The 10,802-nt window shown below is 70.8% G+C and carries 9 protein-coding genes; 1 reads left to right on the top strand and 8 read right to left on the bottom strand.

The window, feature by feature from the left end; all coding sequences use genetic code 11:
- Nucleotides 1–1,000: 1,000 nt before the first annotated feature.
- The 7 genes from ACIHAR_RS39455 to ACIHAR_RS39425 all read right to left on the bottom strand — a co-directional run bounded on the left by ACIHAR_RS39455 (nucleotide 1,001) and on the right by ACIHAR_RS39425 (nucleotide 8,790).
- Complete coding sequence (locus tag ACIHAR_RS39455; protein WP_388762533.1) at nucleotides 1,001–1,468, bottom strand: hypothetical protein; 468 nt, start codon at nucleotides 1,466–1,468, stop codon at nucleotides 1,001–1,003.
- 124 nt (nucleotides 1,469–1,592) lie between these two features.
- Nucleotides 1,593–3,026, bottom strand: a complete 1,434-nt coding sequence (locus tag ACIHAR_RS39450) for an NAD(P)/FAD-dependent oxidoreductase (RefSeq protein WP_400024077.1) — start codon at nucleotides 3,024–3,026, stop codon at nucleotides 1,593–1,595.
- A 35-nt stretch (nucleotides 3,027–3,061) separates the two neighbouring features.
- Nucleotides 3,062–3,862: an ABC transporter permease gene (locus ACIHAR_RS39445; RefSeq protein ID WP_365472892.1), complete on the bottom strand. Its 801-nt coding sequence runs from the start codon at nucleotides 3,860–3,862 to the stop codon at nucleotides 3,062–3,064.
- Nucleotides 3,863–4,792, bottom strand: coding sequence for an ABC transporter permease (locus ACIHAR_RS39440; protein WP_365472895.1), 930 nt, complete (start codon nucleotides 4,790–4,792; stop codon nucleotides 3,863–3,865).
- A complete protein-coding gene (locus ACIHAR_RS39435; protein WP_365472898.1) occupies nucleotides 4,792–5,940 on the bottom strand; it encodes an ABC transporter ATP-binding protein in 1,149 nt (382 codons plus the stop codon). Before ACIHAR_RS39435 ends, ACIHAR_RS39440 begins: the two co-directional genes overlap by 1 nt.
- Nucleotides 5,941–5,945: 5 nt before the next feature.
- Nucleotides 5,946–7,193 (bottom strand): spermidine/putrescine ABC transporter substrate-binding protein, encoded by a 1,248-nt coding sequence (locus ACIHAR_RS39430; RefSeq protein WP_365472901.1) that lies wholly within the window; start codon nucleotides 7,191–7,193, stop codon nucleotides 5,946–5,948.
- Nucleotides 7,194–7,245: 52 nt separating this feature from the next.
- Nucleotides 7,246–8,790, bottom strand: a complete 1,545-nt coding sequence (locus ACIHAR_RS39425; protein WP_365472904.1) for a gamma-aminobutyraldehyde dehydrogenase — start codon at nucleotides 8,788–8,790, stop codon at nucleotides 7,246–7,248.
- Between the two features lie 211 nt (nucleotides 8,791–9,001).
- Between ACIHAR_RS39425 and ACIHAR_RS39420 the strand changes: the two genes are divergently transcribed.
- Complete coding sequence (locus ACIHAR_RS39420) at nucleotides 9,002–9,559, top strand: NADAR family protein (protein WP_384662660.1); 558 nt, start codon at nucleotides 9,002–9,004, stop codon at nucleotides 9,557–9,559.
- Between the two features lie 8 nt (nucleotides 9,560–9,567).
- Here ACIHAR_RS39420 and ACIHAR_RS39415 read toward each other — a convergent pair whose 3' ends face one another.
- A complete protein-coding gene (locus ACIHAR_RS39415; protein WP_365472910.1) occupies nucleotides 9,568–10,290 on the bottom strand; it encodes a DUF4190 domain-containing protein in 723 nt (240 codons plus the stop codon).
- Nucleotides 10,291–10,802: the final 512 nt, after the last annotated feature.

The raw sequence follows: 10,802 nt of genomic DNA, 5'->3' as shown, positions 1-10,802 counted from the left end.
GTACGGCCGCTTGCCGGAATTGGCTGCCCTTGGCCGTGCGGCGCTGCGCGACGGGCTGCGCCGCACCGCCACGACCCACTCCCCGCCGCGGGCGGCTACGGGAGCGTCCGGGCTGCGCGCCGGCGTCGTGATCCGCTCCCGCCGCCGGGCGGCTGCGGGATGCTCCGCCCCCGGTGCCAGGACCCGCTCCGGGCGCCGGGAGTGGGGCGGGTCGTGGCGGTGCGGCGAGCCGTCGCCGACCGGGCGTACGGCCGCTTGCCGGAATTGGCTGCCCTTGGCCGTGCGGCGCTGCGCGACGGGCTGCGCCGCACCGCCACGACCCACTCCCCGCCGCGGGCGGGTGCGGGATGCTCCGCCCCCGGTGCCAGGACCCGCTCCGGGCGCCGGGAGTGGGGCGGGTCGTTCGGGGCTGCCCCGGTGCCAAAACCCGCTGCCGCCGCCGGGCGGGTGCGGGATGTTCGGGGCCGCCCCCCGGTGTCAGGACCCGCTCCCGCCGCCGGGCGGATGCGGGTCGTTCGGGTCCGCCCCCGGTGCAGGGACCGCTCCGGGAGCCGGGTGGGTGCGGGTCGTTCGGGGCTGCCCCCGGCGCCAGGACCCGCTTCCGCCGCCGAGCGGGCGCGGGATGTCCGGGGCCGCCCCCCGGTGCCAGGACCCGCTCCGGGCGCCGGCGAGTGCGGGACGTTCGGGTCCGCCCCCCTGCGCCAGGACCCGCTTCCGCCGCCGGGCGGGTGCGGGACGTTCGAGGCCGCCCCTTGCGCCAGGACCCGCTTCCGCCGCCGACCGGGCGCGGGTCGTTCGGGGTCGCTCGCCGGTGGTGCCGAGGCCCGCTCCCGCCGCCGGGCGGGTGCGGGATGTTCGGGGCCGCGTGCCGGTGGCAGTACCCGCTCCCGCCGCCGGGCGGGTGCGGGTCGTTCGGGGTCGCTCGCCGGTGGTGCCAGGGCGCGCTTCGGGGGTCGGGTGGGTGCGGGAGCACGCGTGACGGGGAGGGAGTGTGGGTGCGTCAGTTGTTCGGTGGGGTGGGTGGGTGGTTGTTCGGGGGGCCCGCTGCTGCCTCGTGCATGGCCAGTTCCAGGAGGGACGGGTCGGTGAGGGTGCCGGAGCCGTCCGGGGGGATGAGCCAGCGGACGGTGCCGGTGGAGCGGCCGGGGTGGGGGACGACGATCCAGGTGCCGGCCCCGGCCGTGCGGATGCCGGTGCCGATCCAGCGGGCGGCCGTGCCCGGCGGTACCAGGAAGCCCATGCGGTTGTCGCCGAAGTCGACGAGCACGGGGCCGGGTCGGTCCAGGATGCGGGTGAGGACGTCCAGCGTGGGGTAGCCGAGGGCGCCCGGCAGGATGAGTACGTCCCAGGCCTTGCCGGCGGGCAGCAGGGCGACCCCGTGGGGATGGTGCTCCCACTCCCAGCGGCAGGCCTCGGGGTTCGGTGCGACCGATGCCAGCCATTCGGCTGCCGTCTTCTCCCCAGCCATGAGGAGACCTCCCTTTCTGTTGCGGACGCGTTCGCGTCACGGAGGAGAGGGAGGTCTCCGGCCGGCATTACGCGGGTTTCGTTCACCCGTCGGGGTGAACCAGGTCACACTCCATCAGAAGCGGTCAGCTGTCGAAGCCCAGCCCCAGCCGGTCCATCGTCCGCAGCCACAGGTTGCGCCGCCCGCCGTGCGCGTCCGCCCGTGCCAGCGACCACTTGGTGAGGGCGATGCCCGTCCAGGCGAAGGGCTCGGGCGGGAAGGGCAGCGGCTTCTTGCGGACCATCTCCAGTGCGGTGCGCTCGGTGCGCTCCCCGGCCAGCAGGTCGAGCATCACGTCGGCGCCGAAGCGGGTTGCGCCCACGCCGAGGCCGGTGTAGCCGGCCGCGTACGCCACCTTTCCCTGGTGTGCCGTGCCGAAGAAGGCCGAGAAGCGGGAGCAGGTGTCGATGGCGCCGCCCCACGCGTGGGTGAAGCGGACGCCCTCCAGTTGGGGGAAGCAGGTGAAGAAGTGGCCGGCGAGCTTGGCGTAGGTCTCCGGGCGGTCGTCGTACTCGGCGCGGACGCGGCCGCCGTAGGGGTAGATCGCGTCGTAGCCGCCCCAGAGGACGCGGTTGTCGGCGGACAGGCGGAAGTAGTGGAACTGATTCGCCGAGTCGCCGAGGCCCTGGCGGTTCTTCCAGCCGATCGACTCCAGTTGCCCGGGGGTGAGGGGTTCGGTCATCAGGGCGTAGTCGTAGACCGGGACCGTGTAAGGGCGGACCCGCTTGACCAGGTTCGGGAAGACGTTCGTGCCGAGCGCGACCTGCCGGGCGCGGACCTGGCCGTACGGGATGCGTACGGCCATGCCGGCGCCGTACGGCTTCAGCGTCAGCGCGGGTGTGTGCTCGTGGACGCGCACCCCGAGCCGCATGCACGCCCTTTTCAGGCCCCACGCCAGTTTCGCCGGGTGGAGCATGGCCACGCCCCGGCGGTCGTACAGCCCCGCCTCGAAGGTGGGCGAGGCGACCTGTTCGCGGACCGCGTCCGTGTCGAGGAACTCGATGCCGTCGGCGAGACCCTTGCGTTCGATCTCCTCGTACCAGTCGCGCAGTTCCCACGCCTGGTACGTCTCCGTCGCGACGTCGATCTCGCCCGTGCGCTCGAAGTCGCAGTCGATGCCGTGCCGGGCGATCGCCGCCTCGATCTCGTCGAGGTTGCGCGCGCCCAGCTCCTGCAGCGTGTGGATCTCGTCGGGCCAACGGGCGAGCCCGTTGGGCAGACCGTGGGTGAGGGAGGCGGCGCAGAAGCCGCCGTTGCGGCCGGAGGCGGCCCAGCCCACCTCGCGGCCTTCCAGCAGGACGACGTCCCGCTGCGGATCGCGCTCCTTGGCGTTGAGCGCGGTCCACAGTCCGCTGTATCCGCCGCCGACGACGAGCAGGTCGCAGGTCTCGACGCCGGTGAGCGCGGGCTCGGGGCGGGGCTTGCCGGGGTCTTCCAGCCAGTACGGGACCGGCTGGGCTTCGGAAAGGGACTTCGTCCAGTCGGTTTCTGTGCCACGGCTCATGGCGCTCGGGGCCATGATTTCAACTCCCTACGAAGGGTTCTCCGGAAGGCTCATGCCTTCTGCTTGTTGCGGCGGTTGCCGATGACCATCGAGACCAGCACGAGCAGGACGGCGACGAGGAACATGGCCGTACCGATGACGTTGATCTGCACGGGCGTTCCGCGCTGCGCCGAACCCCAGACGAACATGGGGAAGGTGACGGTCGAGCCGGCGTTGAAGTTGGTGATGATGAAGTCGTCGAAGGAGAGCGCGAAGGCGAGCAGCGCGCCCGCGGCGATTCCCGGTGCCGCGATGGGCAGCGTGACCCGGAGGAACGTCTGGAACGGTCCGGCGTACAGGTCCTGGGCCGCCTGCTCCAGCCTCGGGTCCATCGACATGACGCGCGCCTTGACGGCCGTCACGACGAAGCTGAGGCAGAACATGATGTGGGCGATCAGGATCGTCCAGAAGCCGAGCTGGGCGCCCATGTTGAGGAACAGGGTGAGCAGCGAGGCCGCCATGACGACCTCGGGCATCGCCATCGGCAGGAAGATCAGCGAGTTCACGGCCCCCCGCGCGCGGAAGCGGTAGCGGACGAGCGCGAAGGCGATCATGGCGCCCAGGACGGTGGCGCCGAGCGTCGCCCAGAGCGCGATCTGGAGGCTGATCGACAGCGAGCCGCACATCCCGGCGACGCCGCAGGGGTCCTTCCAGGCGTCGGTGGAGAACCGCTGCCACTCGTAGTTGAACCGTCCCTTCGGCTTGTTGAAGGAGAACACCGTGACGATGACGTTCGGCAGCAGGAGATAGGCGAGCGTCAGGAGTCCCGCGATGACGACGAGATTCCTCTTGAGCCAGTTGACGAAGGGCATTTAGACCAGATCCTCCGTCCCGGACCTGCGGATGTAGAAGGTGACCATGAAGAGGATCGCGGCCATGAGGATGAAGGAGAGGGCGGCCGCCGTCGGATAGTCCAGGATCCGCAGGAACTGCGTCTGGATGACGTTTCCGATCATGCGGGTGTCGGTCGAGCCGAGGAGCTCGGCGTTGACGTAGTCGCCGGCCGCGGGGATGAAGGTCAGCAGCGTGCCCGAGACCACGCCCGGCATCGACAGCGGGAAGGTGACCTTCCGGAACGTCGTGACCGGCTTGGCGTACAGGTCCCCGGCCGCCTCGTGCAGCCGCCCGTCGATGCGCTCCAGCGAGGTGTAGAGCGGCAGGATCATGAACGGCAGGAAGTTGTACGTCAGACCGCACACCACCGCGAGCGGGGTGGCGAGGAGACGGTCGCCGGAGGTCCAGCCGAGCCAGCTGGTGACGTCCAGGACGTGCAGGGCGTTGAGCGCGCCGACCACCGGCCCGCCGTCCGCGAGGATCGTCTTCCAGGCGAGCGTGCGGATCAGGAAGCTGGTGAAGAACGGCGCGATCACCAGGATCATGATCAGGTTCCGCCACCGTCCCGCCCGGAAGGCGATCAGGTACGCGAGCGGATAGCCCAGGATCAGGCACAGGACGGTCGCCGAGCCCGCGTAGAGGATCGAGCGGAGGAACTGCGGCCAGTACTCGCTCAGCGCGTCCCAGTAGGTCGCGAAGTGCCAGGTGACCTCGTAGCCCTCTTCGAGGGAGCCCGTCTGCACGGACGTGGAGGCCTGGTAGATCATCGGCAGCGCGAAGAAGACGACCAGCCAGAGCAGTCCGGGCAGGAGGAGCCAGTACGGCGTCCAGCGGCCGCGCCTGCGCGGTGGCTTCTTCTCGGGGGCCGTCGGCGAGAGAGGCGGTGGCGCCTCGGTGAGCGTGGACATCAGACCGTCGCCTCTTCCTCGAGACCGGCGTCGATGTCCTGGGCCGCGTCCAGTCCGAAGGTGTGGGCGGGGCTCCAGTGCAGGACGACGTCGGCACCGGGGACCAGGCGGGCGTCGCGGTCGACGTTCTGGACGTAGACCTCGAACTCGGGGCAGGCGGCGCTGTCGATGACGTACTGGGTGGAGACGCCGATGAAGGAGGTCGCGGCGATCCTGCCCGTGATGCGGTTGCGGCCCACCGGGATGTCGCCCGCGTCGTCGGCGTGGGTGAGGGAGATCTTCTCGGGGCGGACGCCGACCAGCACCTTGCCGCCGGTCCTGACCGGCGCGGCGCAGCGGGCCTCCGGCAGCAGCAGCTTGCCGTCGCCCGCCTCGAGGACGATGTCGTCGCCGTTCTTGGAGTCGACCTCGGCCTCGATGAGGTTGGAGGTGCCGAGGAAGTTGGCGACGAAGGTCGTCCTGGGGTTCTCGTACAGGTCGGCGGGCGAGCCGAGCTGCTCGACGCGGCCCGCGTTCATCACGGCGACCGTGTCGGCCATGGTCATGGCCTCCTCCTGGTCGTGCGTGACGTGGATGAAGGTGATGCCGACCTCGGTCTGGATGCGCTTGAGTTCCAGCTGCATCTGGCGGCGCAGCTTGAGGTCGAGGGCGCCGAGGGGCTCGTCGAGGAGGAGCACCTTGGGGTGGTTGATCAGGGCGCGGGCGACCGCGACGCGCTGCTGCTGGCCGCCGGAGAGCTGGTGCGGCTTCTTGCGGGCCTGTTCGCCCAGCTGGACCAGCTCCAGCATCTCCTCGACCTGCTTCTTCACGGACTTGATGCCGCGCCGGCGCAGCCCGAAGGCGACGTTCTCGAAGATGTCCAGGTGCGGGAAGAGGGCGTAGGACTGGAAGACCGTGTTCACCGGCCGCTTGTACGGCGGGAGGGCCGTGACGTCCTGGTCGCCGAGGTGGACGGTGCCGGAGGAAGGTTCCTCCAGGCCGGCGATCATGCGCAGGGTGGTGGTCTTGCCGCAGCCCGAGGCGCCGAGCAGGGCGAAGAAGGAGCCCTGCGGGACGGTCAGGTCGAGCGGGTGGACGGCGGTGAAGGAGCCGTAGGTCTTGCTGATGCCGGAGAGGCGGACGTCGCCGCTGCTGTCTGTCGTCTTCATCGTCGTCACGCCCCAGTGAGCTTCGCGAACTTCTCTTCGTAGGCCGTCTCTTCCTTCGTGCTCAGGGAGCGGAAGGCATGGGACTTCGCCTGCATGGCCTTGTCGGGGATGATCAGCGGGTTGTTCGCCGCATCCTCGTCGATCTTCGCAAGCTCCGCCTGTACGCCGTCGACAGGACAGACGTAGTTGATGTAGGCGGCGAGCTCGGCGGCCGGCTGCGGCTCGTAGTAGTAGTCGATGAGCCGCTCGGCGTTCGTCTTGTGCCGCGCCTTGTTGGGGATCAGCATGTTGTCGCTGGACGTCATGTAGCCGCTGTCGGGGATGACGAAGTCGACGTCGGGGCTGTCCGCCTTGAGCTGGACGACGTCACCGGCCCACGCGATGCAGGCGGCGAAGTCGCCGCTGGTGATGTCGGACGTGTAGTCGTTGCCGGTGAACCGGCGGATCTGGCCGCTGTCCACGGCCTTCTGGAGGCGGGCGATCGCCGCGTCGTAGTCGTCGTCGGTGAACTTCGCCGGGTCCTTGCCCATGTCGAGCAGCGTCATGCCGATGCTGTCGCGCATCTCGGTGAGGAAGCCGACGCGCCCCTTGAGCTTGGGGTTGTCGAGCAGGTCGGAGACCGACTTCACCTCGACGCCGTCGAGTGCCTTCTTGTTGTAGGCGATGACGGTCGAGATGCCCTGCCAGGGATACGAGTACGCCCGTCCCGGGTCCCAGTCGGGGCTGCGGAACTGGCTCGACAGGTTGGCGTAGGCGTGCGGCAGGTTGGACGGATCCAGTTTCTGGACCCACCCCAGGCGGATGAGGCGGGCCGCCAGCCAGTCGGTGAGGACGACGATGTCGCGGCCGGTGTCCTGGCCCGCGGCGAGCTGCGGCTTGATCTTGCCGAAGAACTCGTTGTTGTCGTTGATGTCCTCGGTGTACTTGACCTTGATACCGGTCCGTTGGGTGAACGCCTCCAGGGTCGGGTGGTGCTTCCCCGCGTCGTCGACGTCCATGTACTCGGTCCAGTTGGAGAAGCTGACGGTCTTCTCCTTCGCCGAGTGATCCTCGGCGGACGTGCCGCCCTCGGTCTTGCCGGCCGCGGGGATCCCGCAGGCGCTGAGCGCCCCGAGGCCGCCCAGTGTCAGGGCGCCGCCCGCCGAGGCGCGCAGCAGCGACCGGCGGGTCATGGCCGCCCTGCCGTTGCGGAGGCTGCGCCGCATGGCGGCCACCTGGGCCGGGGTCAGGGGGTCGGGCTCGTACTGCTCCATGCGCGTGGTGCCCTTTCGGGAGGTCTGGCCGTGGTCGGCGGCCGGTCGTCGCTTAACAGTCCCCGAAGATGGTGCGGTGCCAGGGCTTCCGGACAACCGCGGTGTTATCGAACATAACGTGCTTGAGCTGCGTGTACTCCTCGAACGAATACGCCGACATGTCCTTGCCGAACCCGGAGGCCTTGTAGCCGCCGTGGGGCATCTCGCTGATGATCGGGATGTGGTCGTTGATCCACACGCATCCGGCCCTGATCTCGCGCGTCGCCCGGTTCGCCCGGAAGACGTCCCGGCTCCAGGCGGAGGCGGCCAGGCCGTACGGCGTGTCGTTGGCCAGCCGGATGCCCTCGTCGTCGCTGTCGAAGGGCAGGACGACCAGGACCGGACCGAAGATCTCGGACTGGACGACCTCGCTGTCCTGCGCCGCGTCCGCGATCAGGGTGGGGAGATAGTACGCGCCGCTCTCCAGCTCCCCCCGGGGGGCCTCGCCGCCGGTCACCACGCGCGCGTAGGCACGCGCCCGGTCGACGAAGCCGGCGACCCGGTCGCGCTGGACGTGCGAGATCAGCGGGCCGAGGTCGGTGCCCGGGGCGAAGGGGTCCCCGAGCCGGACGGTCTCCATGAGGGCCGCGGTCCGCTCGACGAACGCCTCGTAGAGCGGCCGCTGCACGTAAGCGCGCGTGGCGGCCGTGCAGTCCTGGCCGGTGTTGATGAGGGCGCCGGCGACGGCGCCGTTGGCGGCGGCCTCCAGATCCGCGTCGTCGAAGACGACGAACGGGGCCTTGCCGCCGAGTTCCAGGTGCAGACGCTTGACCGTGCCGGTGGCGATCTCGGCGACCCGCCTGCCCACGGCGGTGGATCCCGTGAAGGACGTCATGGCCACGTCGGGATGGCCGACGAGGTGCTCACCGGCCTCCCTCCCGGTCCCGGTGACGATGTTGACGACCCCGTCCGGAATCCCGGCGTCCGTGGCGGCCTGCGCGAACAGCAGCGAGGTCAGCGGGGTGAGCTCGGCCGGCTTGAGCACGACCGTGTTGCCCGCGGCGATCGCCGGGAGGATCTTCCAGGCGGCCATCTGCAGCGGATAGTTCCACGGCGCGATCGAGCCGACGACACCGATGGGCTCACGACGGACGTACGACGTGTGGTCCCCGGAGTACTCCCCCGCCGACTGCCCCGCCAGATGCCGGGCGGCACCGGCGAAGAACGCGGTGTTGTCGATGGTGCCGGGAACGTCGAACTCCCGGGTGAGCTTCAGGGGCTTGCCGCACTGCAGGGACTCGGCACGGGCGAAGTCCTCGGCACGCTCGGCGAGCACGGCGGCGAAGCGGTGCAGGGCGTCGGAACGCTCGCCGGGAGTGGCGCCCGCCCACCCCGGAAAGGCGGCGCGGGCAGCGGCGACCGCCTCGTCGACATCGTCGGTGGAGGCCAGTTCGTACGTGTACACCTCCTCGCCGCGGGACGGATCGACCACGGCGTGGGTCCGCCCGGACGTGCCCTTCCCGAGGCGTCCCGCGATGTACTGAGCGCCGTCCGCGAAGCGTTCCCGTGCGGGAAACCGGCCGGATCGTTCCGGGGTGGCGGTGCCCGGATTCTGCATGTCGCTCTCCTCCGCCTTCACCCCGCCGTCAACGGGGCCGGGTGGCGTAGCTCCAGCTTGATTTGAGTGCCGATCCTGACAGAGCTGTGGCACCTCAACAAGGGATTCCGTTGTTGCCTTTTGGTTACGCGACGGAATCTGTCGACCAGGTGTCGAGTCGACCCGTAAAACGGGGGACGCACTGTCAGTGGCGCGTGCCACAGTGGCGTGCATGGAGAAGATCGATTCCTGGGACGCCCTGGTCAGGGAGGTCCGGGCGGGGGCGCGCATCAAGTACCTGCACTTCTGGGGACACCGGCCGCGCCCGGACGGCCGGGTCGGCGCCGGCTGTCTGAGCCAGTGGTGGCCGTCCCCCTTCACGGTGGACGGCGTCACCTACGCGACGGCCGAGCACTGGATGATGGCCGGCAAGGCGCGGCTCTTCGGCGACCGGGAGGCCGAGACGAGGGCGCTGGCCGCCGGGCACCCCTCGCAGGCGAAGAAGGCCGGACGCCTGGTGCGCGGCTTCGACGAGGCGACCTGGGAGCGGGAGCGGTTCCAGATCGTGGTCGAGGGCAGCGTGCACAAGTTCTCCGCCCACCCCGACCTGCTGCGGTTCCTGCTGAACACGGGCGAGCGGGTCCTGGTGGAGGCGAGCCCCGTGGACCGGGTGTGGGGCATCGGACTCGCGGCGGACGACGAGGCGGCGTCGGATCCGCAGCGGTGGAGAGGACCGAACCTGCTGGGCTTCGCGCTGATGGAGGCCCGGGAGCGGTTGCGGAGCGGGTGAGACCCGGCTCAGGGAGCCACGATCACCAGCACCACCAGCCCCGTCGCGAGGAGGACACCCGCCACACCGCAGATGATGCCGGCCACCGCCTGACCGGGGTTCGAGGCCTCGCCGCGCTTGGCCTTCGCGCGCCCGATGCAACCGAAGATGACGGCGAGGACGCCCATGACGATGGCCGCCGGCCACATGCAGAACCCGGCGGCCGCCAGGATCCCGAGCACCATCGCGGTGATGCCCATCCCGTTCTCCATGGGCCGCGCGCCGGACCAGCCGTAGTACCCCGGCGCACCGCCGCCGTACCCGACCGGTCCCGCGTATCCCGCCGGATAGCCGTACGGCACCTGCCCCGGCCCGTCCGGCGCGATCGGCGGCGGCGGAACGGCCCCGTTCTGCGCCATGGTGGCGGGATGCGGCGGCGGGAAGGACGCCAGAGCCCCACTCACGCCCGGGCCGGCCCACCCCTGCGGGCCACCGTCCCCCGCGACCGAATCCACTCCCGGCAACGAGGTGACCGTCTGCTGCTCGTGGACGGGCAGCGCAGCCCGCTCCCGCTCACCGCCCGCCTCCCCCTTGCCCAACGAGACCTTGGTTTCCGCGTCCCGAGGCTCACCGCCCGCGTACTGCGGCCCCTCGACCCCCTCCGGTACCGACCCGGGCGCAGCCCAGGGATTGCGTTCAGCCTCTCCGGCCGCGTTCTCCGGCACTTCCGGCGTCAGCGCATCGTCGGACATGAGCGGGCCCCCCTCTGTCGTGCGTCCCGCAATGCTAAAGCCCGAAGTCGACCACGATCGGGCACCCCCAGCGCTCCCCACCCACCCTCCACCCGAACCAAGCCACGACGCTGCCGCACGCCCGAACGCCCCATACCCGCCCGCAGCGGGGAGCGGATCGTGACGCCGACGCGCAGCCCCGAACACTTCCGCAGCCGCCAGCGGCGGGGTGTGGGCCATAACGCCGGCGCCAAGCCCCGAACGCGCCCGCACCCACCCTCCGGAACGAGCGGATCGTGGCGCCGGCGCCCAGCCCGAACACTCCCGCAGCCGCCAGCGGCGGGGTGTGGGCCATGACGCCGGCGCCAAGCCCCGAACGCGCCCGCACCCGCCCGCGAAGGGGAGCGGATCGCGGCGCCGGCGCGCAGCCGAAACGCTCCCGCAGTCGCCCGCGGCGGGGAGTGGGTCGTGGCGGTGCGGCGCAGCCCGTCGCGTAGCGCTGCACGGCCAAGGGCCACCAATTCCGGCAAGCG

Source organism: Streptomyces sp. NPDC052016 (genome assembly GCF_044548445.1).
Taxonomy (GTDB): Bacteria; Actinomycetota; Actinomycetes; order Streptomycetales; family Streptomycetaceae; genus Streptomyces.
The sequence above is the reverse complement of the archived record's forward strand: the minus strand, read 5'-3'. Positions and strand labels throughout refer to the sequence as shown.